Source organism: Nucisporomicrobium flavum, assembly GCF_016464385.1.
Taxonomy (GTDB): domain Bacteria; phylum Actinomycetota; class Actinomycetes; order Mycobacteriales; family Micromonosporaceae; genus Actinoplanes; species Actinoplanes flavus_A.
The window spans coordinates 102,605-127,979 of the sequence record NZ_JADMLH010000011.1; the positions used below are offsets into that span (position 1 = coordinate 102,605).

The 25,375-nt window shown below is 70.3% G+C and carries 25 protein-coding genes; 5 read left to right on the forward strand and 20 right to left on the reverse strand.

Annotated elements, in window-relative coordinates; translation table 11 throughout:
- Positions 1–43: 43 nt before the first annotated feature.
- Positions 44–1,429 carry a DUF11 domain-containing protein gene (locus IT780_RS25255; protein ID WP_199514150.1) on the reverse strand — a complete coding sequence of 462 codons (1,386 nt, stop codon included), beginning with the start codon at positions 1,427–1,429 and terminating at the stop codon, positions 44–46.
- Between the two features lie 554 nt (positions 1,430–1,983).
- Positions 1,984–2,814 (reverse strand): AraC family transcriptional regulator, encoded by an 831-nt coding sequence (locus IT780_RS25260; protein ID WP_233413485.1) that lies wholly within the window; start codon positions 2,812–2,814, stop codon positions 1,984–1,986.
- Between the two features lie 171 nt (positions 2,815–2,985).
- Between IT780_RS25260 and IT780_RS25265 the strand changes: the two genes are divergently transcribed.
- A complete protein-coding gene (locus tag IT780_RS25265) occupies positions 2,986–3,744 on the forward strand; it encodes a nuclear transport factor 2 family protein (RefSeq protein ID WP_199514152.1) in 759 nt (252 codons plus the stop codon).
- A 342-nt stretch (positions 3,745–4,086) separates the two neighbouring features.
- A complete protein-coding gene (locus IT780_RS25270; protein ID WP_307831365.1) occupies positions 4,087–6,165 on the forward strand; it encodes an MMPL family transporter in 2,079 nt (692 codons plus the stop codon).
- Positions 6,166–6,231: 66 nt separating this feature from the next.
- Here IT780_RS25270 and IT780_RS25275 read toward each other — a convergent pair whose 3' ends face one another.
- The 8 genes from IT780_RS25275 to IT780_RS25310 all read right to left on the reverse strand — a co-directional run bounded on the left by IT780_RS25275 (position 6,232) and on the right by IT780_RS25310 (position 12,492).
- Positions 6,232–7,707: a HAMP domain-containing sensor histidine kinase gene (locus tag IT780_RS25275; protein WP_307831366.1), complete on the reverse strand. Its 1,476-nt coding sequence runs from the start codon at positions 7,705–7,707 to the stop codon at positions 6,232–6,234.
- Positions 7,704–8,387 (reverse strand): response regulator transcription factor, encoded by a 684-nt coding sequence (locus IT780_RS25280; protein WP_199514154.1) that lies wholly within the window; start codon positions 8,385–8,387, stop codon positions 7,704–7,706. The genes IT780_RS25275 and IT780_RS25280 overlap by 4 nt, the downstream gene beginning before the upstream one ends.
- A 292-nt stretch (positions 8,388–8,679) precedes the next feature.
- Positions 8,680–9,129: a hypothetical protein gene (locus IT780_RS25285; RefSeq protein ID WP_199514155.1), complete on the reverse strand. Its 450-nt coding sequence runs from the start codon at positions 9,127–9,129 to the stop codon at positions 8,680–8,682.
- A complete protein-coding gene (locus IT780_RS25290; protein WP_199514156.1) occupies positions 9,116–10,186 on the reverse strand; it encodes a hypothetical protein in 1,071 nt (356 codons plus the stop codon). Before IT780_RS25290 ends, IT780_RS25285 begins: the two co-directional genes overlap by 14 nt.
- The gene (locus tag IT780_RS25295) at positions 10,186–11,454 is read right to left on the reverse strand and encodes a HesA/MoeB/ThiF family protein (protein ID WP_199514157.1); all 1,269 of its coding nucleotides are present in this window, start codon (positions 11,452–11,454) and stop codon (positions 10,186–10,188) included. Before IT780_RS25295 ends, IT780_RS25290 begins: the two co-directional genes overlap by 1 nt.
- A complete protein-coding gene (locus IT780_RS25300) occupies positions 11,451–11,627 on the reverse strand; it encodes a hypothetical protein (protein ID WP_199514158.1) in 177 nt (58 codons plus the stop codon). Before IT780_RS25300 ends, IT780_RS25295 begins: the two co-directional genes overlap by 4 nt.
- A 95-nt stretch (positions 11,628–11,722) precedes the next feature.
- Positions 11,723–11,941, reverse strand: coding sequence for a hypothetical protein (locus IT780_RS25305; RefSeq protein WP_199514159.1), 219 nt, complete (start codon positions 11,939–11,941; stop codon positions 11,723–11,725).
- A gap of 20 nt (positions 11,942–11,961) precedes the next feature.
- Positions 11,962–12,492, reverse strand: coding sequence for a DUF6232 family protein (locus IT780_RS25310; protein ID WP_199514160.1), 531 nt, complete (start codon positions 12,490–12,492; stop codon positions 11,962–11,964).
- 35 nt (positions 12,493–12,527) lie between these two features.
- Between IT780_RS25310 and IT780_RS25315 the strand changes: the two genes are divergently transcribed.
- Complete coding sequence (locus IT780_RS25315; protein ID WP_199514161.1) at positions 12,528–13,232, forward strand: CHAT domain-containing protein; 705 nt, start codon at positions 12,528–12,530, stop codon at positions 13,230–13,232.
- Here IT780_RS25315 and IT780_RS25320 read toward each other — a convergent pair.
- The 9 genes from IT780_RS25320 to IT780_RS25360 form a co-directional block, all read right to left on the reverse strand.
- Entirely contained in the window at positions 13,216–14,010 is a 795-nt protein-coding gene (locus IT780_RS25320; protein ID WP_199514162.1) for a DUF2182 domain-containing protein, read from the reverse strand. The two genes, IT780_RS25315 and IT780_RS25320, sit on opposite strands and share 17 nt — an antisense overlap.
- On the reverse strand, positions 14,007–14,630 hold the full coding sequence (locus IT780_RS25325) for a DUF1326 domain-containing protein (protein ID WP_199514163.1): 624 nt from the start codon (positions 14,628–14,630) through the stop codon (positions 14,007–14,009). Before IT780_RS25325 ends, IT780_RS25320 begins: the two co-directional genes overlap by 4 nt.
- On the reverse strand, positions 14,630–15,127 hold the full coding sequence (locus IT780_RS25330; RefSeq protein WP_199514164.1) for an SRPBCC domain-containing protein: 498 nt from the start codon (positions 15,125–15,127) through the stop codon (positions 14,630–14,632). The genes IT780_RS25325 and IT780_RS25330 overlap by 1 nt, the downstream gene beginning before the upstream one ends.
- 13 nt (positions 15,128–15,140) lie before the next feature.
- On the reverse strand, positions 15,141–15,878 hold the full coding sequence (locus tag IT780_RS25335; RefSeq protein ID WP_199514165.1) for a hypothetical protein: 738 nt from the start codon (positions 15,876–15,878) through the stop codon (positions 15,141–15,143).
- Complete coding sequence (locus IT780_RS25340; protein ID WP_199514166.1) at positions 15,875–16,999, reverse strand: ester cyclase; 1,125 nt, start codon at positions 16,997–16,999, stop codon at positions 15,875–15,877. Before IT780_RS25340 ends, IT780_RS25335 begins: the two co-directional genes overlap by 4 nt.
- Complete coding sequence (locus IT780_RS25345; RefSeq protein ID WP_199514167.1) at positions 16,989–17,960, reverse strand: DUF6073 family protein; 972 nt, start codon at positions 17,958–17,960, stop codon at positions 16,989–16,991. Before IT780_RS25345 ends, IT780_RS25340 begins: the two co-directional genes overlap by 11 nt.
- Positions 17,957–18,355: a hypothetical protein gene (locus tag IT780_RS25350; RefSeq protein WP_199514168.1), complete on the reverse strand. Its 399-nt coding sequence runs from the start codon at positions 18,353–18,355 to the stop codon at positions 17,957–17,959. Before IT780_RS25350 ends, IT780_RS25345 begins: the two co-directional genes overlap by 4 nt.
- Before the next feature lie 130 nt (positions 18,356–18,485).
- Positions 18,486–19,163, reverse strand: coding sequence for a response regulator transcription factor (locus tag IT780_RS25355; protein ID WP_199514169.1), 678 nt, complete (start codon positions 19,161–19,163; stop codon positions 18,486–18,488).
- Positions 19,160–20,320: a sensor histidine kinase gene (locus IT780_RS25360; RefSeq protein WP_199514170.1), complete on the reverse strand. Its 1,161-nt coding sequence runs from the start codon at positions 20,318–20,320 to the stop codon at positions 19,160–19,162. The genes IT780_RS25355 and IT780_RS25360 overlap by 4 nt, the downstream gene beginning before the upstream one ends.
- Before the next feature lie 157 nt (positions 20,321–20,477).
- Here IT780_RS25360 and IT780_RS25365 point away from each other — a divergent pair, with 157 nt between their 5' ends.
- Both IT780_RS25365 and IT780_RS25370 read left to right on the forward strand, forming a co-directional pair.
- A complete protein-coding gene (locus IT780_RS25365; RefSeq protein WP_199514171.1) occupies positions 20,478–21,197 on the forward strand; it encodes an ABC transporter ATP-binding protein in 720 nt (239 codons plus the stop codon).
- Positions 21,194–21,925 (forward strand): ABC transporter permease, encoded by a 732-nt coding sequence (locus tag IT780_RS25370; RefSeq protein WP_199514172.1) that lies wholly within the window; start codon positions 21,194–21,196, stop codon positions 21,923–21,925. The genes IT780_RS25365 and IT780_RS25370 overlap by 4 nt, the downstream gene beginning before the upstream one ends.
- Here the strand turns inward: IT780_RS25370 and IT780_RS25375 are convergent.
- The gene (locus tag IT780_RS25375; RefSeq protein WP_199514173.1) at positions 21,918–25,217 is read right to left on the reverse strand and encodes a glycoside hydrolase family 3 C-terminal domain-containing protein; all 3,300 of its coding nucleotides are present in this window, start codon (positions 25,215–25,217) and stop codon (positions 21,918–21,920) included. The genes IT780_RS25370 and IT780_RS25375 overlap by 8 nt on opposite strands.
- Positions 25,218–25,375 lie beyond the last annotated feature (158 nt).

Below are 25,375 nucleotides of genomic sequence, written 5' to 3' on the forward strand. Positions count from 1 at the left end.
AGCCCCTTACTGTTTTACTAGGGGCATAGTAAAGCAGCAGAAGTCAGCCGCGGCCACCCGCGGTCGCGGTGGCGGTGTTGTCCGCCGGGCGCGGGTCGGGGTTGTCGCTGGTGACGGTGAGCGTGCCGCGGACCGTGCCCCCGTCGGCCGGCCGGACCCGGACGTCGACCGGCACGCTGCCGCCGGGCGGGACGCGGCCCAGGTCGCATCGGACACCGCCGCGTACCGCGGAGCACCGTACGCCGGTCGGGGCCTGCACGCCGGTCACCTGGACGGCCGTCCCGGTGAAGGTGAGCGTCGCGCGGGCCTCGGCGGACAGCCGGGCGTCCGCGTTGCGCACGCGGGCGGTCCAGGTGTACGCCGGACCGGCCGCGGTGGTCACGGCGAGTGCTGTCTGCAGGTCCACGTACGGCAGCTGTGGCACGTCACCGACGGCGAAGCCCTGGGGCGCGGTGGACAGACCGGACAGCAGGGCGGTGGCGACGCCGGTGGCGGTGTCGAGGCGGTACACGGTGCTGCCGGAGCTGCTGGTGGCGGCGACGTAGACCCGGCTCGCCGCGGCGCCGAGCTGGGGGGCCTTCGGAGTGCCGGGCACGGCGCCGACGTGCTGGACGGCGGCGGTGTTGCGGTCCAGGGTGACGACCTGGCCGTTGTCGTAGAGGTGGAAGAGCCGGTCGTCGCCGGGCAGCGAGACCAGACCGGTGCCGTACTCGGCGTCGTCGCCCGGCAGGAACTGGTTCTGCCGTACGAACGTCCGCGCGTCGGCGGCGTACAGCGTGAGTCCGGAGTACTCGTACGCCCACAGCTGGTTGGTGCCCGGGTCCACGACCAGGCCGGACAGGGAACCGTCGCCGTACACCTGGCCGTGCAGCACCTCGCCGGTCAGGAAGTTCAGCGAGGCGGCCTCGCCGGTGTGACAGACCGCCGAGGCCAGGCTCGGGGTGACGCCGACCCGGCAGGATTCCCCGTGGAGCTCGACGTCGAGCTGTTGCAGGGCCCCGGTGGGCAGGTTCACGAAGGCCAGCCATTCGGTGGTGAAAGGCGAGGAGGCGCGTTCGTGGCTCAACCAGAGCCGCTGCCCGTCCGGCGCCATGGTGAGCCACGTCGGGTTGCCCGGCAACGGCACGCTGCCCACGACCTTGTCGACCACGGTGTCGATGACCGAGATCGACGGGGCGCTGCCCCGATGCGCGACGTAGGCCCGCAACCCGTCCGGGGACAGCACGATCGCCATGGCGCCGGGCGCCACGGGGATGGTGGTCTCCGCGGAGTTCGGCTTCGCCGGGTCGAGAACGGCCACCAGGTTGCCCCCGGCGCCGAGGGCGTACACGGTCTCCCGGCTGTAGGCCGAAGCCGGTCCGGCCCCGAGAATGACGGTGCCCGGGAGCACCACGACGAGGACGAGAAACGCGCGTACCCACCGGAGCATGTCACGCAGCGTATCTGCCTCATCGCGTAGCCGTGACCGCAACGCGGCCGACAAGATGGTCGGGTGGTTGACCTTGACACGGTGTCATGGCCTGGAGTGCAGAGGTCATGTTGAGTATCGGAGACCTCGCCCGGCACACCCGAGTGTCCGCTCGGCGACCTCATGGACCTGCTCCGCCTCCGGCAGGCTGAGCTGGCCCAGCGCATCGAAGCCGACACGGCGCGGCTGGCGGAAGTGGGCAGACGGCTCCGATCCATCGAGAGAGGGTTGACCGTGACCAACGAATCGTTCCAGCTGAAGGAGCTCGCCCGCGCGTCCAGACGTACCACGGCCGGCCGGACGGCTCGAAGATCGATGTCGCGGTGGGCCGGCCCGTCGCCACCGGCGGAGCTGTCCCGCCCGGGCTGGAAGTCGTGGAACTGCCGGGGGAGAGCAGCGGTGCTTGTGTGGTCCATCATGGTCCGGCCTCCGACATCGCCGACGCCTGGCACGTCGTGGTAGAGCTGCAGTGCCCGGTCCGCGCACGCGGATCGTTCTGCGGCTGATCCAGGGTCCTAGATCGATGCCGGTGTCACGGGCCGGCCCGCCCGCACCGCCGCCCGGAACGCGATCGGGGTGGTGCCGGTGCGCTGATGGAAGTACTTGCTGAAGTTGGTCGCGCTGGTGAAGCCGAGCCGGGTGGCGATCTGTGCCGCGGTGTCGTCACTGTGGGCGAGTAGTCGCCGGGCCTGCAGCACGACGCGGCGGTCGATGAATTCCTTGGCGTTGACGCCCGTGGCGGCCTGGGTGGCGCGGGAGAGCGTACGGGCGGAGTAGCCCAGGGCGCGGGCGTAGTCCTCCAGGCGGCGAGTGCGGGTGAAGTCGCGTTCGACGGCGTCGCGCAGTCGCAGGAACGTGTCGTTCGGTTCGGGGGCAGGGCTGCCGGAGGGGGTGCCGAGGTGGGTCAGGCGCAGGACGAGGACGGCGAGCAGGTGCCGCAGCACCGCCTGATGGACCTCGAGCGGCAGCCCTCCGGGGCTGATGAACGCACGGGTGAGGTGCTCGGTGGCGTCGAGGAGGCGGTGCGCCTCGTCGCCGGCCGCTTCGTGCAGGACAGGCGCGTACGCGTTGTCGAGCCCGGCCGCGCCGCTGTCGGGCGGGAGGAAGTCCGGTTGGAACAGCACCAGGGTGCCGTCGACGTCGTCGAGCTGACCCCATTGCTGGACCTGGCCGGGGCGCACCCACAGCCACGTGCCCGCAGTGAGGGTGTAGCCGGTGAAGTCGACGGTGTGCCGGAGCGTGCCGCGGCTGACGGTCAGCAGGTGGTGGAACGTCGGGCGTTGTGGTGCACCCGGCACGGGATGGCCGGTGCGTGCTCGCAACTGGGCGAGGGTCATGACCTCCATGCCGGCCGGTGTGCCCGCCGGCGCGGCAAATCCGATCTCCGGGACGTCCCCACCGGAGGCGTGTCGGTTTTTGACCATCACGAGTCATCAGCCTACCCGGTAACGGCCCGATTCGATCTTTACCGTGGACGCAACAGCACAGCCACCACTCCTGACGAAGGCGACACCATCATGACTGCCAAGGACATCGTTCTCAGCGCCGCCGCACAGCTGTTCGGCGAGAAGGACCCGTCAGCCGTCGACCGCTGGGTCGTGCCGACCTACGTGCAGCACAGCGCCCTGGCCGCCGACGGCCCCGAAGGCCTGCGGAATCTGGTCCAGAATCTGCCCGCCGGGTTCCGCTACGACCTGCACCGCGTCATCGCCGACGGCGACCTGGTCGCCCTGCACGGCACCTACCACGGCTTCGGCCCGGACCCGCTGGTCGCCTTCGACATCTTCCGCGTCGCCGACGGCAAGCTCGCCGAGCACTGGGACGCCCTGACCCCGCGCGTCGACAGGACCGTGTCGGGCCGCTCGCAGACCGACGGCGCCACCGAGGTCACCGACCTCGGCGCCACCGACGCCAACCGCGAGCTGGTCGTCGAGTTCGTCGAGACCGTGCTCAAGCGCGGCAAGACCGACACGATCACCGACTACCTCAGCACCGAGAAGTACTGGCAGCACAACACCGGTATCGGCGACAACCTGGACGGTCTCGGCGCGGCGCTCAGCGCGCTCGCCGAGCAGGGCGTCAGCATGGTCTACGACACCGTGCACAAGGCCGTCGCCGAGGGCAACTTCGTGCTGACCGTCTCCGAGGGCCGCTTCGGTGCCACCCCGACCGCCTTCTACGACCTGTTCCGGGTGGAGAACGGCAAGATCGTGGAGCACTGGGACGTCACCCCGGAGATCAAGGGCGACCTGCCGCACAGCAACGGCCTGTTCTGAGAATCATGACGCCGGAACCCGCAGCCGTGCGGGTTCCGGCGCACCCGATCTGAGGGGGCTCATCGTCGATTCCTCCTTTCTATCGGGCGAACCTGAGACGAATGTTAAAACGGCACGGGTGACGGTTCCCGGCCGTGCCGCTGTTCATTGAATCGAACTCCCAAGCCTTGTGTCCTTTCCGGCATCGGAATAGCGCCTCTAACGCCGCTCTAAGTTTCGGCAACTAGAAACGGGCAGCACGAATGGGCGGAAAGACATGGGAGGCATGGTATGGCAGTCAAGGCAGCATCCACGCGGGATCGGCCTGGCAGCCGACGGACGGGTCGCTGGGTACCGTGGTTGGTGATCGGTCTGTGGATCGTCCTCGCGGTGGTCGTGGGGCCGTTCGCCGCGAAGCTGAGCTCGGTGACGTCGGACAAGGTGGTGGACACCCTGCCGGCGAGCGCCGAGTCGACCCGGGTCGCCGCGATCGAGGACAGTCAGCCGGATGGGGACGCAGAGACGTTCGTCTTCCTCTACCACCGCGACGGCGCGCTGACCGCCGCCGACCGCTCGGCCGCCGAGCGGCACTACCGGGACCTGGTGAAACGGTACCCGGCGAAGAACAGCACACCCGCTCCCGACGACGAGGAACAGTCGCCCCTCATGCTCGCCGAGGACGGCAAAGCCGTGATGTTCACCCTGGAGGTGAGCGCTTCGTACGGCGGCCCGGAAGATCTCGTCGGACCGCTGCGCGAGGCCGCCACGGACCGCCCGGCCGGTCTGAAGCTGCACGTCACCGGGCCGGGCGGAGTGGACGGTGACCTCGACGCGGTGTTCGAGGGCCTCGACGTCAAGGTCTTCCTGACCACCGTGCTCGTGGTGGCGGTGCTGCTCATCCTCACCTATCGCAGCCCGGTGCTGTGGTTCGTGCCGCTCCTCGCGGTCGGCGTCGCCGCCTTCGTCTCGATGGCGACCGTGTACTGGCTGGTCCGCACGTTCGGCATCGTGGTCAACGATCAGAACTCGGCGATCCTGACGATCCTCGTCTTCGGCGTCGGCACCGACTACGCGTTGTTGCTGATCGCGCGCTACCGGGAGACCCTGCACCAGTACGAGAGCGTGTGGGCCGCCATGGTCCACGCGTGGCGCAGGACCGTGCCGGCGATCCTCGCCTCCGCGGGCACGGTCGTCGCCGGCATGATGTGCCTGCTCGCGGCCGACCTCAACAGCACCAGCGGGCTCGGTCCCGTGGGTGCCGTCGGCGTCATCTGCGCTCTGCTCGCCATGGTGACGCTCTTCCCCGCCATGCTGGTGCTTCTGGGCCGGCGGGTCTTCTGGCCGTTCGTGCCCCGGTTCGGTGCCGAGCTGACCAGGCGTGCGGGGGTCTGGGGACGGATCGGGCGGTTCATCGACCGGCGGCGCTGGCTGGCGGTGCTGGGCTCCTTCGCGGTGCTCGGCGCGCTGGCGGTCGGCCTGACCGGCAACACCGGACCGCTGCGCCAGCAGGACGGTTTCCTCGACACCCCGGAGTCGGTCGCCGGTTTCACCGTGCTCCGCCAGCACTTCCCGGAGCAGGGCGGACAACCGATGACCGTGTACGTCCGCCCGGCGTACCAGGACAAGGTGCTCGACACGGTGAAGGGCACCTCGGGCGTCGTCGAGGCGTTCCCGGGTGAGACCTACGGCGGCTGGGCGCAGATCGAGGCGTTCCCGAAGGCCGCCCCGGACACCCCGCAGGAGTACGACACGATCCGCAGGGTCCGCACCGCGGTCCACGCGATCAGCGGTGCCGAGGCCATCGTCGGCGGTCCGGGCGCCGAGCACATGGACACCGACACGACCACCTCCAGGGACGAGAGGATCGTGATCCCCCTGGTCCTCGCGGTGGTCGTACTGATTCTCGGACTGCTGCTGCGGGCCATCGTGGCGCCGATCATGCTGATCGGCACGGTGATCGTGTCGTTCGCCGCGGCGTTCGGCGGGTCGATGCTGGTCTTCGACCACCTGCTCGGCTTCAAGGGGATCGACAACGCGGTACCGGTGCTGGCGTTCCTGTTCCTCGTGGCGCTCGGCGTCGACTACAACATCTTCCTGATGCACCGCGCCAGGGAGGAGTCGCTCGCCCACGGCACCCGGTCCGGCATCCTGAGCAGCCTCTCCGCGACCGGTGGGGTGATCACCTCGGCCGGCGTCGTGCTCGCCGCCACCTTCGCGGTGCTCGCCACCCTGCCGCTGGTGGTCCTGGTCGAACTCGGGTTCCTGGTCGCCTTCGGCGTCCTGCTCGACGCGCTGCTGGTCCGCTCGATCCTCGTACCGGCGCTCACGTTGCTCCTCGGCCGGTCCGTCTGGTGGCCCAGCCGGCTGTCGGCCGGGCCGACGCCACCGCAGCCCAGCCGCGAACCGACACCTCAGGTGGAGGAGCCGGTGCCACAGCACTGATCCGGGTCACCCCCGGTGCTTCGAAGCCGGGCGGGTCGATCGACCCGCCCGGCATGGGGCGGCGGGTCACCCCACAGGAGCGGCGTCGGAGGGCGATGCGAGAGGCAGGCGTACGCGCAGCAGGGCACCGCCGCGATCGGACCTGTGGACGGACACGTCACCACCGTGGGTGTCCACGACCCGCCGGACGATCGACAGTCCCAGACCGGAGCCGGGCAGGCCCCGCGCCGCATCGGCCCGGTAGAACCGATCGAACACGCGCGGTACGTCCGCCACGTCGATGCCCGGTCCGGCGTCATCCACCTCCAGCACCGCGACGCCGCCCTCGACCGCCAGCCGCACGTTCACCGGCTGGCCCGGCGGCGACCACTTCCCGGCATTGTCGACGAGGTTGAGCACGGCCCGCTGCAGTGCCGCGGCGCGCCCGGTGACCGGTACGGGTACTGGTGCCAGATCGAGCACGAGATCGACGTCCGGGACCCGGGACCTGGCCCGCGTCACCGCCGCGACGACCTGATCGGCGAGGTTCACCACCTCGGTCCGCTCGGCGGTGACGTCACCCCGGGCCAGCTCGGTCAGCTCGGCGACGACCGTGCTGAGCTCCGCGACCTGCGCGCCCAGGTCGTCGAGCAGCTTGGTACGCGCCGAGGGCTCCAGCGCGGTCTGCAACGTGCCACGGCGATCCAGCCGGATCAGCAGCTCGATGTTGAGGCGCAGGCTGGTCAGCGGCGTACGCAGCTCGTGGGCGGCGTCGTCGGCCAGCAGCCGCTGGGCCCGGCGGGCGGTTTCCAGCGCCGCGAGCATGTCGTTGATGGCCTGGGCCAGCTGGCCGATCTCGCCGCCGCTGCGTACGGCGATCGCCTCGTCGAGGTTGTGCGTCCGGGCCACCCGGACCGCCGCGGCGGTGAGCCGGTCGACGGGCGCCAGCACGGTGCGTGCCACCATCCGCCCGACGATCACGCCGCTGCCGGCACAGACCATTGCGTCCAGGACGAGGAACAGCGCGAACGACGTGGTCGCCTGGCCGTAGAACTGGCCGTCCCGGGCGACCTGAACCGCGCCCCCGTCGGTGTGGACCGTGTACACCAGGAACACGTCTTGGTCGTACACCAGATAGTTGTCGTCGTCGTCGATGCCGTCATCGACCTCGATCAGGTCGAAGCGGGCGGCAGCCCGCCCGTCGGCGACCCGCCGGGCGTCGGTGGTGACCGGCAGGGCGAGCGGGAACCCGACCGGCGAGCGGACCGTGCCGTCGGGCAGCAGGATCCGGGCGGTCAGCGCCGAGTCGGGTGCCACCGGCAGGGTGGCGGCGGACGCACCGTCGCGTTCGATGACCGCGAGCAGCGGGGCGGCGTCGCTGCGCAGCTGCTCCTCGATCGAGTGGCGCAGCTCGTAGGCGAGCACCTGCCAGGCGACGATCGACGCGGCGAAGGAGCCGACGGCGATCCCGGCCGCCGTCATGACCGACAGCCTGGTCCGCAGGGACGACCAGCGCCACCACTCGCGGATCCGGATCAGCACGCGGGGTGGGGCCCAGGTCACGGCGGCGTCTCCCGCAGCACGTAGCCCACGCCGCGAACGGTGTACAACAACCGGGGTTCGCCCTCGGCCTCCAGCTTCCGCCGCAGGTAGCTGATGTAGACCTGCAGGTTGTTGGTGGTCGCGCTCATGTCGTAGCCCCAGATGGTGTCGAACAGCACCTCCCGGGTCAGCAGCCTGCGCGGGTTGCGCAGGAACACCTCCAGCAGCGAGAACTCGGTGCGGGTCAGCTGCAGGCGACGCTCTCCGCGCCAGGACTCGAACAGATCCGGCTCCAGCCGCAGGTCGAGGAAGGACAGCGCGGTGGACTCCCCGGTGGGAGCCGTGCGGCGGCGGAGCAGCGCCCGGACCCGTGCCAGCAGCTCCTCGGTCGCGAACGGCTTCGGCAGGTAGTCGTCGGCGCCGGCGTCCAGACCGGCGACCCGGTCGGCGACCTGATCACGGGCTGTGAGCATGAGCACCGGCAGATCCGACCCGGCGGTCCGCAGGCGCCGGCACGTCTCCAGCCCACCGAGGCGCGGCATCATGACGTCGAGGATCAACAGGTCGGGCGGGTTGGCGTCGACACCCTCGAGCACCGCGAGCCCGTTGGCGACGGTACTGGTGTCGTATCCCTCGACCTGGAGCACCAGCGCCACCGAGTCACGGATAGCGGCGTCGTCGTCCGCGATCAGCACGTGCACGTTCGGTCACCTCCACAGCTGTCGGGGCCAGCATCACCCGTCAACCTGAGACGAGCGTTGGAAAAGCTCCCCGGCATTCCGCGAGCGGTTCGGGACCGGACGTGGGCAGGGGGTACGACGGCATCTCCCCATCGTCCCAACGTGATCTTACGACCCCCTGCCATGACGCATCAGAGGTTCCGCCCCTCGACTGTCCCGGCGGCTGATCGCCGGCGGCGGGTAAGAGGCGGCCCGCCTCGTCACCCGGCCGGAGGTAAGGGAAGGGCGCCGCGTCGCGCCCCCGCAGAGAGAATCAGGCGGCCATGTGGGGAAGGAAGTCGTCGAGCGGCCGGCCCGTACGGCGGTGCGCCTCATAGGCCTCGAGCCAGATCCGGCCCTTCAGCGCGACCAGGTAGATGGTGTTCGTCGGCACCCAGTACCTCGGGTTGTAGTGGCAGATCTTGGTGCAGCCGTCAACGGCGTCCCACGTGTGCATCGCGCTGCTGGCCGTTGTCAGCGGGTTGCCGAAGAAGTCGTGGAGAACCGCTGGAGCGACCACGATCATCTGCGGGCATTCGGCGGGATAGGACGCCGAGAGCATGATCCGGATCGCGTACCGTCCGCCGGCATTGGTGGCGATGATGCCCTGGACGCACGTGGAACCGCGAATGCTCGGGTTGTACCACGTCAGGGTCGGGAAGTAGTGGGCCAGGATCGCCCGCTCCTGGAGCAGGCGCTGCTGTTGGGAGTCAGTCCAGATCATCGCGACGTTCTTCCTCTTCGGGCAGGTCCTCGCGGGGCAGGAGGTCTTGATCGGAAGGCGTCCCATGATCCGGCGGCCCCAGTGACGGACCACCCGATTCGGAGCTGTGCACCGATTCCAGGATCTGCCGGCAGAAGTCGTCCGGTGTGGGAGTCCGGCCTGCCTCGATCGGCTTGAATCGCTTGCCGTCACGGATCAACTCCGCCGGCTCATGGGGAAAGGCCGCCGGGAAGACCATTTCCCAGTCCGATTTCCGCGTCGCGAACTCGTACCGCAGGATGCCGTCGTCCGACCTGACGAGAATCCGGCAGTCGGTGAACTGCTGCCGGCACGCCGTATCCACAGCGCGCAGGAATTCGGTGCCGGCCGGTCGGGAGTACCAGCCTTGGGCGTGCGAGGCGGATTGCGTGGGCGTCCTGGAGGCGAGCGGCAGGCGAACACGCACGGATCCCGGCGCGTACGGTTCAGTGATGCCTTGCTGAGCCGCGGAGTGCGCGATGGGGCTCTCCTCCGGCAGCACGAGGAACCGGCCGCGACGAAACGTCGAGCGGCCGCGCTCGAAGAGAAACGCGTTGAGCCGCACGAGGCCGGTGAACTCGCGGCGCCGTCGCCAGCCGCGGTCGCGAGGCTCATCGCTGATGTTCGCGATGAAGATCACGAACCGCTCGAATCCGTTGGTCTGCAGGGTGCGCAGGGTCGTCGAGGCGTCTCCGCCACTGGGCTCGGCCAGACCGAGGCGGTGATGCGAATGCCAGTCCCCGATGTGCTGCAGTCCGTACAGTTCCTGCGCTCGCCGGCCGTGCGTCCGCAGATGATCGACGTCCTGGAAGAAGGCGGTGAGCTGGTGATCCGCGCCAGGCCCGGGACCCAGAGTGAGCTGCACCGCCGGGGCGCCGCCGTGAGTCCAGAAGCCGAAGAGGTTACCGCCGGTCTCACAGTCCGGATGGTTGGCGACCCACCTGGCGATCCGGTCCACCTCGGACTGGTGGATCGAGACGGTGAAGAACTCCTCGGCGGGCGTGTCGGTGGGCTGCCCCGTGGTGGCATGGACGGTCATCACCGCACCCCTTCCGGTGCGCCGAAATAGCTGGAGGACACGTTGTGGACAGGGGCGCAGGAAAGGCAACCCTCGCGGCGGGCCAGGTTCGCCCCGTACCAGCGGAGGATGGACGGTTGGCTGAACTGGTAGCCCATCTTCGGCCAGGACGCATAGACCTTCTCCCGGCGGTTCGCCCAGACGTAGAAGTCGGCGAGCAGATCGTCGCCGAGACTGTCCAGCCCGCCGGCGGATCCGCGGGACAGTTCGACCAGCGCCAACTTGACCATGAGGTTGGAGACCGGCGCGATGTCCGAGGCCAGGCCGACCTGCACGGTAGCTTCCAGATCGTCGTCTCCCACATAGGCCGGTGCGTCCTCCCGTGCCTCACTTCGACTCGAGTACTCCCGTGGCCGCTGGGCAAGGAAACGCTCCGTGTACACGCAGCTCAGGCATGGTCCCTCGAACGGGCGGACCCGGAGCACCTCGCCACCGCAGGCGCGGGTGAGAACCCGGCCGAAGACGGCCCGGATCCGGTTGTCGAGCGCGACCTGGTTGAGGACGAACCGGCTCCGGTCGCTGTCGGTCGCGGCGATCAGCAGATCGACGCCCTCGATCGCCTCCTGCGCCGCCTCCGGCTCGCGAACGATGTCGACGTCGGCGGTGACGACCTGCAGCGCCGGGTTCTTCCCGTGGATGAGGTCGGCGACGGCGCTGGTCTTCCGCCGGCCCAGATCGCCGATGCCGCAGGCGTGCCGAGCAACGTTGCCGACCTCGAGCCGGTCGCGATCGACCAGCACCAGCCGGCCCACCCCGCTCTGGGCGAGCGCCACCGCAATGGTCGAACCGCCGCTGCCGAGACCGACGACGGCCACCGACTTGCCGGCGAGCGCATCGGTCTCCAGCAGGCCCTTGGACCGCGAATAGATGTCGGCTGATACCGGCACCAGCGTGACGTCGGCCGGCACCGGGCCGTCCGCCCGCCAGACCGTGCCGCGGCCGCTGAGCCGATCGCCGCGGATCTCGACCATCACGACCACCTCGACGGCGTCGTCCGGTGGCTGGGGGACAGCGCCCGGCGATGATTCCGACACGACCACGTGCGCTCGGCACGGCCTCCCGGCGAAGTGCGCCTGCGGCGGCTGCAGGTACACGTGGAACACCTCGCCGCCATCCAGAGCCATGCCCAGTGCGTCGGCCTGCACGCTGGTCAGCTGCGAACCGAGCCGGGACCGCAGCGCGTCGAGGTGCTCCTGGTAAAGAAAGACTCTCGGCCGGTCCCCGCTCATCCGAAGTATCCGTTCTCGGCAGTGTCGGTGGCGATGACCTGATCCGGACTCGGTTGGCTGGTGACCACCAGCTGTCCGCTGCGCGGGTCGAAGACCAGTTCCTCGCTGCTCGGCCGCCCCTCGGTGATCTTGCTCAGCTCGTTGGCGATCTTGTTCGGATTTCTCTCCTGCACGGCAGAACCTCCTTCGGTCGGGATGTGAGCTCCGCCCGTCTGCCTCACTCCTGACGGACAGCTTGCTTGCGGCACAGTTGTGCGGGAACGGACTGCTACCGGCGGTTTCGGGCGGTGACCTCGTTGATCAGGAAACGGACCAGCCGGAACGGTGCCCGGATCGACCACATCAGCACGTCGCAGTAGATGCGCCAGAGTTGTTCGCCGAGGTAAGGCACGAAACGCCGGACGAGCAGCATCAGGACGGTGGGTCCGGCGAGCAGGAGCAGGGCGCTCACGATGAGGTTGCTGAGCGCCGCGGTGACTTCTTGCATTTCAGACGCCTCGCCCCGGCTCAGTGGACGTGCTTGTCGCGGTGGATGACGTCGCCGCTCTTGTCGCCGAAGACGGCGTCGCCGGTGACGTCGATGTGGTCGATGTGGACCGTGTAGTCGACCGCCGGGTCGTCGATCGCGGCGACGACCTTGTCCAGCAGTCGCTGAATTCTGTCCCGGTCCCAGCTGGCCACGACCTCGTGCGCGCTGCCGGAGGTGGCGATACTGAGCACGTAGAGGGTGGCGCCGGTCAGGCGGCGGATCATCTGTGTCGTGAGCACGACCAGGGCTGCGAGCACGACAAGCTCGTAGACGGTGTAGACGGACAGCGGCAGCGTGTTGCCGGCACACGCCAGCACCAGGAGTCCGAGCAGACCGAGTCCCAGCCAGGCACCCGCCTGCCGGCCGTAGACGGCGAGGATCCGCCCGCGCCGGGGCACGATCTCGAGTGGCTCCACCCGGGTGACGTGCGCCAGGGGGTAGACCTTGTCGCCCACCCACAGGGTGCGTTTCTTGATTTTTACCTCGACGCCTATGTGCTTGATACCCATGCCTGGTCCTGACGGACTGTCCGTCAGAACCAGGCATGGGCGACATCATCTTCGGAAACAAATCCGGCGACACGGTGGGGCGGGACAAAATCGTGCACAACGGGCAGGTGGCGCCCTCGCCCGACCGGGGGGCCGGTAGCTCCCCGCCGCGTCACACGATCCTGCTCCTCAGTGCCAACCCCGGCGGTCAGCAGCAGCTACGGCTCGACGAGGAGCGTCGCGCCATCACCAACGAGGTGGCTTACTCTCCGGCGTCCGGCCGGCTGGACGTGCGGACGGCCGACGCGCTGCGGCTCGACGACCTGCAGCGGGTGATGCTTCGGTTCACGCCTGCAGTGGCTCATTTCAGCGGGCACGGTCACCCGCGCGACGGCATCCAGGTCCTCGACGCGTCCGGGCTGCCTCAGCCGGTTCCGCCGCGGGCATTGAGTGGAATGTTCGAGATCCTGCGCGACGGTCTGCGCTGCGTCGTGCTGAACGCTTGCCACACCGACGATCAGGCCGCGGCGATCGCGGCGCACGTACCCTGCGTGGTGGGGATGCGGCGGCAGGTGCTGGACGAAACCGCTGTGCTGTTCGCGACCGGGTTCTACCGCGCCCTCGCACACGACCGGACCATCCGTACCTCGTTCGAGCTCGCCCGCAACGGCCTGGACCTCCACGGCGTGCCGGATCGCGACGTGCCGCGACTCCTCGCCCGGCCCGGCGCCGCCGACCGTCCGCTCATCGACCCGGCATAGATGGGAAGCCGAGGAAGAGGGCGGCGGCCGCGGCGGCGATGAGCGCGACGCCGGTGACCCGCATCAGCTCGCGGCCGAACGGCAGGCGGCGCTGCAGGATCGCCAGGCCGGCGAGCAGGTACATCCACAGCGGATTGCCCATGCCGACGATCAGCATGACCGCCATCAGGGCCGCGCAGCAGCCGAGGCAGGACAGGCCGTAGTGCACGCCCACCGCCAGCGACTGGCGGACCACGTCCGGCCGGCCGGTCCAGTGCCCGGCGACGAAGCTGCGGGGCGAGCGGCAGCCCCGCAGGCAGCGGTCGGCCAGCCCGGAGAGCTGGTAGATGCCGGCCGCCCAGAGGCCCGCGGCGAGCAGCAGCCGGCCGCCGGCGCCGGCCGGGTGCGCGTGGCCGGGGGCAGGGGCGGCAAGAGCGCGGACCAGGTGATCGGCCCCGGCCGCGGCCAGGCCGGCGGCCATCCAGACGCCGAGGAACCCGCCGACCACCGCGAGCGTCAGGAGCCGGCCGCGGGGGCGCTGCCGAGTCGTCGTCCGGAACACCCGGAGCAGCGGCGCCGCGCCCGGCAGCATGGTCACGACGACCATCAGCAGCCAGGCCAGGGCGAACAGCGCCACGCCCAGCGCCGTACCGCCGGAAGCGGTATGGCGCTGGTGGTCGAGGTAGCGGGCACCCGGAGACGCGCCCCACCACCACAGGGCCGCGGCCGCGACGACGGCCACGCCCGTGAGCAGCAGCGTCTCCGCCGAGGGCCGCCGCCGCATGAGCAGCGTCGTCACACCGAGCCCTCGTGCACGTAGTGGAACCGCCCGCGCATGGCCGACCGCGCCGACACCTCGACGCTCGGCCGCTCCGGGCCCAGATCGGCTCGGAACGTCGCGCTCTGGCCGACCTCGGCCGGGTCGCCCAGCACCTCGCTGAGCCGGCCGCTCGCCAGCCGCATCACCTGGCCGTCGCCGCCGAGCAGGGTGGTGGACACCCCGCTCACCTGCCGGCCGGCGCGCAGCGAGGTGATCCGGCCGACCCGCTGGATCTCGATGGTGGTCCGCTCGCGGGTGTACAGGGTCCCCAGCAGCGTGCTGAGCTCGCCGAGGGGACCGCCGAGCTCGCCGGTGAACGCCGCGGCCAGCAGCTCCAACTGCCGGTCGTCGGCGCCGTCGTCGACGAAGAGGAAGACCTCCTGCCCGCCGGTGTCGCGGTGATCGGTGAAGAACGAGACACTGACCGCGCGACGGCCGGAGACGTCGACGTCGCCGATGACTCCCTTCTCCACGCTCCAGGCGAAGGCGCCGCTGCACGCGTCCTCGTCGGGGGAGAGCCCCAGCCAGCACGGGCAGACCGTGTAGCAGTCACACAGCTCCAGGAACTCGCCGGTCATCCGGTACGGCGTGGCCACCATCAGGAATCCTCCTGCCCCGGTCGGGCGTTCCGGCGCCGGAGCACCGGCAGCAGGACGCGAAAGACGGAATTCTGGATCCGGGCCATCAACGGCAGCCGGCCGTGCTCCACGAAGCTCTTGAGGCTCTGCAACAGCGACGGCCAGCCTCGCGCGGTCCGGCGATAGGTGGCCCACTTCTCGTCGAGATCCTCGTGGACGACCGTCACCCTGGCGCCCGCCCCGGCGGCCTCGACCAGCCACGTGACCCGGCTCGGCGGATCCGGCAGGTCGACGAAGCGGAACCGGTGTACCAGGCGCCGCGGCGCCTCGACGTCCTCGACGGTGCCCTCGATGAAGGTGACCGACGCGTCCCGGCTGGTGTATTTGAGGTCCCCCTGCGACCGCAGGTCCGCGACGAAGGCGCTGTTGAAGTACCAGGGTTGAATCTCGGCGGTGAGGGCCGCCCACACCGCGGGAGGTTCCGCGTCCATATCCGTCGAGAACCGCTGCGTGGCCATGCGCGCCTCCCGCTCACCACTCGCCCAGCCGCTGCCGGCAGTTGCGGCGCCACTCCAGCTCGAAGAGCCGCGGGTCGAACGCAGGGCCGTACCGGGCGCGGCGCAGGTGAATCGTCGTGCATCGGTCGCCGCGACGCATCGTCATCACGCCGGCGACGCGGACGCCGTCGACGGTTCTGATCTCGGTGGCGCGGTAACGGCGTTCCGGGGCGCCGCCGGCCGGTCCGGCCGGCAGGTGGTCTACGCCGAGAACGAACCCGTCGCCGGGATCCAGCAGGACCTCGCAGGCCCGTTCCCCGTCCCGGCAACGGACCCGGACCGCGGGGCCGTCGACGATTGCCGGGCCGCATTCCTGCCCGCGCTCGTACAGCCAGGTGCGCAGGTCCTCATAGGTGAAGGTGGAGCCGAGGACGCCCTGGCGCTGCTGGGTCACCGCCAGATCGAGGAACGTACCGGCGCCGTACGGCAGATGAAGCGAGACAGCCAGCGATCCGGGGTCGCCCCGCCGCTCGGTGAGCACATAGTTGATGTTGCTCAGGGGCGCCGGGTCGGTCAGGCAGAACAACGTCCGCGACCGGTCACCGTCGGTCTCCCGTACGGTGGTGATCCGCAGGGTGCGCAACACCCGGCCGCCGTCGGCGATCTGCATGTCGACCTCGCGCAACTCGCCGGCGCCGATGTCGCGGTCGTTCGCCCGGCGGATCCACTCCAGGCCGTCCAGCGCGTTCCGGGGCGTGGTCGGGGAGCTCATCCGGGAAGAACCCCGAGCTGGAGCATCATCATGCCGACGTCGTAGTAGTTGCGGATCAGCTGCGCCTGCCCCGTCCGGTACTGCACGATGTCCGCCACCCGGATGTCGATCGGGCGCTTGGTCGGCTCGTACGTCGTACCGCCGAGCACCAGCGGCCCGCTGTGGGTGCCGAAACCGCGGTGCTGCACGACGACCCAGTCCTCGTTCGCCACCATGTTGGTGACCTCGGCCGAGGAGTCCGGGAACGCGGTCTGCCAGTTGCCGTGGTCGTGATGCGCCGCCGCGGCCCCGGCGCGCAGGACCTCGCCGGTCGGCACGTCGATCCAGATCGCGTCGTCCGCGATCAGCTCCCCGAAACGATCCGGCTGATGGTTGACGAAGGCCTCGTGGATCCCGACGCAGTTCTTCATGTTGAGCTGCGCCGCCGCGCTCTGCGAGCTGCCGAGGCTCGTCGCCGTGCCCTGCGTCACCGGCCAGTCGGCGGCCGCGCGCAGATCGGCGCTGAGCGGCACGAATCCGGAGGCGTGCGCCATCGGCGCCGGGGTGGCGGTCTTCTCGTCGTGTCCCATCGGCATGTCAGGCAGCAGGCCGAGGCTGCGCATGACGCCGGCGGTGTCGTAGTAGACGTCGACGTGGCTGATCATCCCGTCGGTGATCCGGACGACGTCGAGCACCTCGGTCTCCAGCGTCCGCCCGGTCGGCGCCAGCCGCTGGGCGCCGAGCACCAGCGGTCCCTTGTGCGTTCCGGTGCCGTTGCGCTCCAGCACCAGGTACTCCTCGTTCCCGATGATGTTGATCGTCTTTTCCGCGTAGTCGGGGAAGGCGGTCAACCACCGCTTCGCGGCGGCCGCGTCGCCCTTCGCCATCGCGTACGTCGTCTTGGACGGCATGTCGTTCAAGGCGCTGTTCGGGGCGAGCGGGCGGCGCACCTCGTCGGTGAAACGGGCCGGTGTTCCCAGGAGGTAGCCGACGAACGTGTCGTGCACGAGGTTGAGGTTCGCCGCGGCGTCCTTGGCCGGGGCCGGACCGGCGCCGAGGTGGGTACGCAACTCCTCGAGCGTACGGATCATCGCCTGCAGTTGCTCGGCGACCGCCGCCCAGTCCCCCCGTTCAGTGGCCATGCCCGTGCCCCCCGCCCCCGCCGGGCTGCCCGTGCCGGCCGGCATCTCCGGACTCCTCGATCTGCCGGACGATCGACACGAGGTTCTGCAGCTCCCGCTGCAACCGGTCGAGGACCTCCCCGAGCGCCACCGTCATCGGGCTCTCGGGCGCGGAGGTGGCCGGGCCGCGCCCGGGCGCGGGGATCGTGGTGTCGGCCGGCGGGTGCTGGTGGTGCCCCTCGTGGCCGGCCAGGACCGTACCGCCCGGGGTCTTCGCATAGAAGGCCGGCCCGGACGGGTCGACGTGCCGGCCGGACTCCTTGCTGCGCTGCCAGCCGTCGTCGGCGCCCGTACTTCCCAGTGGGAACGACGCGAGCACCTCGCCCACCTCGATGTCGGAGCTGACGATCTCGCCCACCGCGGTCCCGGTCTCGTCGATCAGAGGCGCCGAGTTGTCGCTGCGGGCCACGTCGCCGACCGGCGGCACCTGAACGACCTTGGACGCCAGCAGCACCGGCTGCTCGCCGGTGTTCAGCCGCATCTGCAGCTGCGGCAACTCCACGACGGGATAGCAGTGCGCGACGCAGTTGGCCGCGATGCTGCCCTGGTCGGCGGGGCCGACCTCGCCGTGCGACGCCCGCTCGCCGCTGAGGTGCACCCGGACCGTGCCGAACAGCCGGCTCTGCCCGACCAGCTCCAGGCCGCGGAACTCGGTCTTGATGCAGGACTCGCCCCAGACCGGCTCGCTCTGCCCGCTCGGCGTGCACGGGTGGTCGCGCCGTACGGTGAAGACGCCGGCCATCTCCACCACGTCCATCCCGACGCCGTGGATGTCGATCTTCTCGCGTACCCGCACGCTCATCGTGTCGATCGAACCGGGCGTCAGCTGGTACGGGCGGATCCCGCCCTCGGGCCGGGCGGCACCCCACGCCACGGGGTGACCCACCACGGACCGCGGACCGCTCTGTTCGGACTGGCTCATGCCGTACCTCCCGTGGTAGGTGCCGGCGGCTCGCGGGTCGTCGCGGCCAGCAGGCTCTCCAGCTTCCGGAGCATCGCGACCAGGTCCCCGGCCCGTTCCCGGTTGCGCACGTCGCCGAGCCGGCCGTCGCCGTCGAGCACCTGGAACAGCCGGTCGAGGTTGTGCGAGCTGACGCTCACCGGCAGGCGGCCGAGGGCCCTCGCGTCGTCCGCCTCGACGTCGGCCCGCAGCCGCGCGTCGAACCGGGCGAACGCGTCGCGGTAGTGCGCGTTCCAGGCCGCGCGCAGCTCGGACAGCGAGGTCTCGTCCGGATCATCGGCGCGCAGCGTCGCGGTGACGTTCGCGTACGAGTCGGCGCACGAGCGCAGAGCCAGGGCAATGTCGTCACCCGCCACGACGACCTCCAGGAAAGGACCGGCGGCAATGGTGCCCCGCCGCCCCACGCGGCGGGCGCAGCCCTCAGCCTGCCCGCACGCCGCGGACCGTGGCTTCTCGCGGCTTGCGGTGACAGGCCCGTACCGCTCGTTATCGGTGCGCCGACCGGACCAGGCCCGTCTCGTACGCGATGACGACGAGCTGAGCGCGATCGTGGGCACCGAGTTTCGTCATGGTGCGATTCACGTGCGTCTTGACGGTGTGCGGGCTGACGGTCAGATGCGCGGCGATGTCGTCGTTCGACAGGCCGCTGCCGACCAGGGTGAGGATTTCTCGCTCGCGTTGGGTGAGGCAGTCGAGCCGGGCCGGGGTGGTGTCCAGGCCATGGTCGGGGCGGGCCAGGTAGCGGCTGATGAGGCTGCGCGTCGCCGCGGGGCTGAGAAGCGCGTCGCCGCGGTGCACGATGCGGATGGCGTCGAGCAGGTCGCCGGGTTCGGCGCTCTTGCCGAGGAACCCGCTGGCGCCGCTGCGCAAGGCCTCGAAGACGTACTCGTCGATTTCAAAGGTGGTGAGGATCAGGACCTTGACGTGCGCGAGGTTCACGTCCGCCGTGATCTGCCGGGTCGCGGTGAGTCCGTCGAGGCCCGGCATGCGGATGTCCATCAGGACGACGTCGGCGCCGGTGGTGCGGGCTCGCCGGACCGCCTCCTCGCCGGTGCCGGCCTCGCCGACGACGCGCAGGTCGGGTGTGGAGTGCACCAGGGTGGTGAAACTTGCGCGCAGCAGAGCCTGGTCGTCGGCGATGAGTACGCCGATCGGCGTGCTCATGACGCCGCCGGGATGACGGCGGTGACGCGGAACCCACCGGTCGGGCGGGGACCGGCGAGCAGCGTACCGCCGAGGGCGCTGACCCTTTCGCGCATGCCGACGATGCCGTGCGCGTGCGCGTCGTCGACCGGGGCGACGGGCGGGCCGTCGTTGTCGACCACGACGGTGACGGCGTCGCGGTCGTGACGCAGTGTCACGGCGACGTCGGCCGATCCGGCGTGTTTGCGGACGTTCGTGAGCGCTTCCTGAATGATCCGGTAGGCGGTGTGGTCTGTGGCCCAGGGAAGGTCGGCCCGGCTGCCGTCGATGCGGGCGGTGATCTGCAGACCGGTACGCCGGAAGGTGCCGAGCAGGTCGTCGAGCTCGGCCAGTCCGGCGGTCGGCTGCAGGGGTGCGGCGTCGTCGGGTCGGCGCAGTAGTCCGACGGAGTCGCGCAGCTCGTCGAGGGCGGCGCGACTGCTCTGGCGGATCTGCGCGAGGGTGTCGCGGACCTGATGCGATTCGCCGGTCAGCAGATGAGCGGTGACCCCGGCCTGGACGTTGATCAGCGCGAGGTGGTGGCCGACGCTGTCGTGCAGGTCGCGCGCGATCCGCAGGCGTTCCTCGGTGAGCCTGCGGCGGGTGTCGGCGTCCCGGTTGCGTTCGGCCTCCTCCGCGCGGCGCAGCGCCTCGGCGAGGTAGGCGCGGCGGTGTCGTGCCGCGGTGCCGGCGGCGACGGCGAGGCCACCGAGGGCAGCGAGCGCGAGGTTCTCCGGGCCGAGGCGCCGTGATGGCACGCCGACGGTGTGCGTGACCCCGACCGCGACGATGACCAGGCCGCTGACGATCAGGGCCCGGCGGCGGTCGGAGTGCTCGGCCACGGTGTAAAGAGCGACCAGCGGAGCGGCCAGGATGAGGATGCCGCCGCGGCCGTGGTAGCCGGCGAGGTAGACCTCCGCCGCGATCGTCGACACCACGAGCGTGGCGTACGGCCAGCGGCGCCGCACCAGGAGAACCGCGCAGGCGAGCGCAGCGCAGGCGAGCGGGGCGCCCTCGGGCAGCGGCCCCGGCGCGGCGGTGGTGAGCAGGGTGACCAGCAGGACGACGGCCGCGACGCTGAGGTCCGCCAGGTGCGGACGGTGCTGGATTGCGTGGTGCAGATGGCCGATGACGCGCACGTTGCTCACCGTACGGCCGCAGCGTCGGCGCGCGCGTCGTCCGCGCGGCGCATCTGCGACGTACCGCGGTGGCGGTATGCGCAGGATGCCGCGTACGGGCGACGACATCCCAGCGGTCCCGGGACGACAGTGGTGGCGATCTGAAGGAGGGGAGAAAATGACCGACGTATCCGTCGCCGGGCTGACGAAACGCTTCGGCGCGGTGACCGCCGTCCGCGACGCCGGCTTCATCGTGACACCGGGGGTGACGGGCTTCCTCGGCCCGAACGGCGCCGGAAAGACGACGACCCTGCGCATGCTGCTCGGCCTGGTCCGCCCGACCTCGGGAGTCGCGCTGATCGACGGCCGCCCGTACGCCCGATGGGAGCAGCCACGCCGGATCGTCGGCGCCTGCCTGGAGGCCTCGGGGTTCTACCCGGGTCGCACGGCTCGCGAGCATCTGGCGATCACCGCCCGGCTGGCCGGGGTGGCGGCGCGCCGGGTCGATCAGGTTCTCGACGAGGTCGGCCTGACCGCGGAGGCCCGGCGCCGGGTGGGCGGGTACTCGCTGGGCATGCGCCAGCGTCTCGGCCTGGCCTCGGCACTGCTGGGTGATCCGCAGGTGTTGATCCTCGATGAGCCGGGCAACGGCCTGGATCCGGCCGGGATGGCGTGGCTGCGCGGGCTGCTGCGCGACCTGGCCGCCCAGGGGCGCACGGTGATCGTCTCGAGCCACGTGCTGGCCGAGGTGGCGCAGACGGTGGACCGGGTGATCGTCATGCACGCGGGTACGGTGCGTTTCACCGGCGCCCTCGACGAGCTCGCCGGCTCGGCCGGGCTGGAGGGCGCGTTCCTGCAGCTCACCTCGGACATCGCCCGGGAAGGGAGCCGGCCGTGACCGCGCTGTTCTCAGCCGAGCTGCTGCGGCTTCGTACCACTCGCAGTGTGTGGCTGCTGCTCGTCGCCGGGCAGGTCCTGATCGTGGTGGGGGTCAGCGGGGTGATGCTCGATCGGGACGACATCGGCTCGCCGTCCGTGCAACAGACCGCCGTCGCCCACATCGGCCTCATCTCGCTGCTCAGCCTGGTGCTGGGGATCATGGCGGTGGCGGGGGAGTACCGGCACCGCACCATCACCGACACGTACCTGGCGGTTCCCCGGCGCGGGCGCATCGTGGCCGCGAAACTTGCCGTCCACGCCGCTGCCGGCCTGGTCTTCGGTGTGGTCACGGCCTCGACAGCGCTCGCCGCCAGCGCGGTATGGCTTGCCGTACGCGGCTTCTCGCTCGATCTCGGCTCCGCCGACCTGTGGCTGACGGTCGCCGGCGGAGTCGCGTGGATCGCCGCGTTCGCGGCGATCGGCGTGGGGGTCGGCGCGCTCGTCACCAACCAGATCGCCGCCATCGCCGCCGCGCTCGCGTGGCTGGCCCTGGTCGAGGGCCTCGTCGCGCCGCTCGTCGGCGACGCCGGCCGGTGGCTGCCCTTCGCGCTCGGATCGGCCCTGGACCGGCTGCCGACCGCGGTGGACGGACCCCCGCAGTGGCAGGCCGGCCTCGCCCTCATCGGCTATGCCGCCGCGTTCGTCCTGGCCGGCGTCGCCACCACCCTGCGCCGCGACATCACCTGACGGAGGCCGTTGTCGGCCGGAAGGGAGCCGTTGCCACCCGGGGCGAGCCGTCCCCGGCAAGCGGCGGCCCCACCCTGCCGAAGCGACACTTCGGGGTGATCGTCACCAGCGCGGATTCCGACGTTTGCACGCCTTCACTTGTCGCTGTGACGGTGACCCGTACGTGCCCGGTCCTGGCCGCGGTCAGGACTCCCGCCGAGGTGACGCTCGCTCCGGCGGTGTTGGTGTCCATCGGGGCGATCTGGTAGCTGTACGTCGTTGCCGGGTGGGCCGGGTACACCCTCGCGGACAACTTTGTCCCCGAGGATGCCTGGTCGACCGTGACTTGCCGGTCACCGAAGTCGACCCGTGACGTGTAAGCGTTCGGGAATGCCGAGCCGGTGGCGTCCGGGGCGCCGGAGGTCACCACGACCGGGAAGGTCGTCGACTCGCTTTCCCCGCCGGCGGTGGCCTTGGCCGTGATCAGGACGGCGCCGGTGGACACGGGTTTGACCGAGCCGCCGGCGTCGACCGTCGCGACCGCCGGGTTGGAGGAGGTGTACTTCACCCTGAGCGCCCGAGCGGAAAGGTCCCAGAAGGTCATGTCGTGCTTGGTGACGGACAGTTGGGCGTTGATCCGGTTGTCGGGGGTGTCCAGGCTCAGCTCGGTGGCGTCCGGCTGGGCCGAGACCACCTCGACGCCGGCCGTGCGGTGTCCGGTCACCCGCAGGCGCACCGACTTCAGGTCCGCGTCGGCCGAGCTGGGACCAGCCAGGATGGTCCAGTCGCCCGTGGGGAACACCTTCTTGTGTTTCACGTCGTCCCAGAACCACAGGTCACCGGCGCCGATGGTGACCTTCACCGTCCGGGAGGTCCCGGCGATCGGGCCGCTCTTGACGAAACCCTTCAGCTGCTTGAGCGGGCGCCGGCTCCCATCGGCTCCCTTCGGCGCTCTGGCGTAGACCTCCACGACAGCCTTGCCCGGCTTGTCGGCGGCCCGGTTGGACACGCGCACCGAGACCGTCACCGGCTCGTCCGGAGTGATCCTCGAGGAGGACAGTCTCGGGGTGCCGTAGACGAACGGCGAGTACGACAGACCTTGACCGAACACATAGTGGGGAGCCGTGCAGGTCGGACCGACCTGGTAGTAGAGGTAGGTCCGGCCGCACTTGGCGCCTTCCGCCTTGGTCATCCGGTAGTCCTCGATCGCGCGGTCCGGAGCGGCCGCCGCCCCGAGTTGTGCGTCGACGTCGGAGTACCAGGTCAGCGGCAGCTTGCCCGAGAAGTTGGCGACCGCGGTACGCCCGTCCTCGAGCGTCACCGCGTCGTTGAACAGCAGCTCGGCCATCGCCTGGCCCTGGTACATGCCGTTGAAGGACGACCAGACGATTCCCCCTACGCTCGGCAGGTCCTTGAACGCGCTGACGTCGACCATGGTCTTGGCCTGGATCCACACCACGATCTTCTTGCCGTACTTCTGGGCGAGCGGGGCGATCGAGTCCCGGATCAGCTCGGCCTGCTTGCGTGGCATGACGACCGTGGAGCGGTCCGCGCCCTCGCCGCCGTCGTTGTTCCTGTGGCCGACGACCACCACGACATTGTCGGCCTGGGAGATCTGGTATTCGGCGGTCGCCGCGTCCGCGACGGGATCGCAGGGGCTGCTGGCGCACACAGAGGTGGTGATCGCGGTGCCGTCGGCGTCAAGGGCGTCGGGGAACACCGCGAGGTGGCTGGACAGGAACGGCGTGCTGGAGCCCGCGGTCACCGCCGAGGCGGATGACCCCGTCCGCTCAGCCAACGCCTGGGCGAAGGTGGTGTTGACGGCGGTGGGCCCGGAGTAGGAGCCCGACTGGAACCCGTTGAGGGAGTCCACGTGCCCCAGGGCGACTGTCTTGCCGGTCGTTGCGCCCGCGAACGGGAGCGCTCTGCCGGCGTTCTTCAGCAGTACGGGCGCCTCGAGGGCGGATTCGTGCGCGACCGCACGGTGCGCGGGCGAAGCCAGCTTGACATCAGGATCGCCGGCCGCCGACAGCGAGTAGGACTCACTGTTCCACGGGACGGAGGCGACGGGATCGAACTCGCCCAGCTGGAACCGCGCGGTGAAGGCGCGGACGAGCGCGATGTCGACGTCGGCCTCGCTGATGAAGCCTTGGCTCTGAGCCGCCGGGAGTCCGGTCGCGGTGGGGTAGTCACCGCCCGAGCAGTCGAGATCGGTGCCGGCCTTGAGCGCCCAGGCGTTGCCGAGGGTCTTGCTGATCTGCGTCTGACCGCCGAGCTGCACGGGCTGCCAGGAGTGTCCTGACGTCCCCGTTCCGTACACGCGGGTGATCGCGTCGCAGTCGGAGACGACGTAACCGTCGAAGCCGTACGACCTGCGCAGCATGGTCTCGATGGCGTACCGGCTCGCCGCAGCCGGCGTCCCGGGAGTTCCGCCGGGGGTGGCATTGTCGCGGGGGCTCCACAGGGTCGGGTAGCTCGAGGCCGACGGGTAGTCCGTCGTGTAGTTCTCCACCTCGGACAAGGCGTTGTAGGCGACCATCAGCGAGCGCGCGCCCGCACCGCCGGCCGAGGCCCCGAAGGCCGGCAGGAAATACTCGTGCATCGAACGCTCGGTGAAGTTCGACGTGCCGAAGTCGCGGTTCGCCTCCGAGTTGTTCGCCAGGTAGTGCTTCGGGGTGGCGACCGCCTGAACGTAGTCGTGCGCCCCGGCGGGAATCGTGTCGGGACGCGACGAGGTGTTGCCCTGCAGACCTGTCACGAAGGCACCGGCGACCTGGCCTGCCAGGAAGGGATCCTCGGTGTAGGACTCGTCCGCCCGCCCCCACCGTGGATCGCGGTTGAGGTTCTGGTTGGGAGACCAATAGGTCAAGCCATGACAGGCGCCACCGACGGGGTTGGGATCAGCTGTCCCGGGCGGACAGGACGTGTTGTAGGTGACGCGGGCCTCGTCAGCGATACCGCCGGCGATCTCCTGGGTGATTGCTGGGTTCCACGTCGAGGCGATCGACGTGCTCTGCGGATACTGCGTGTAGTTCCCGTTGCCGGGGATGGTCGGGAAATAGATCCCGTGGTTCGCCTCGCCCCAGTATCCGTACGACTTCACCCCGAGCCGGTCGATCGCCTTCGGCTTCGGACGCCAGGTCGCATGCGGCTGCATCGCGATGAGCTGGTCGTACTTCTCCTCCAGCGTCATCCGCGAGACCAGGTCCGCCGCACGGACGCTGAAGGGCAGCGAGGTGTTCCGGTACGCCGGCGTGCCCTCGGCGGCCGCCGAAGCCGGCCGCACGAACGAGCCGAGAGTGCCCACCGCCACGGCACACGCCAGCCCGAACGCCAGGAACCTGCGCCCTGAACCCCTGGCGTCTCTGCCGTGCCTCGTCCCCCGCGAGGGCGCAGAACTGGTCTTCACCATGTGAAGGGTCTCCCTGTCCAAGGTCGGCCAGCGATTGACAGACGTCAATCTAACATCGC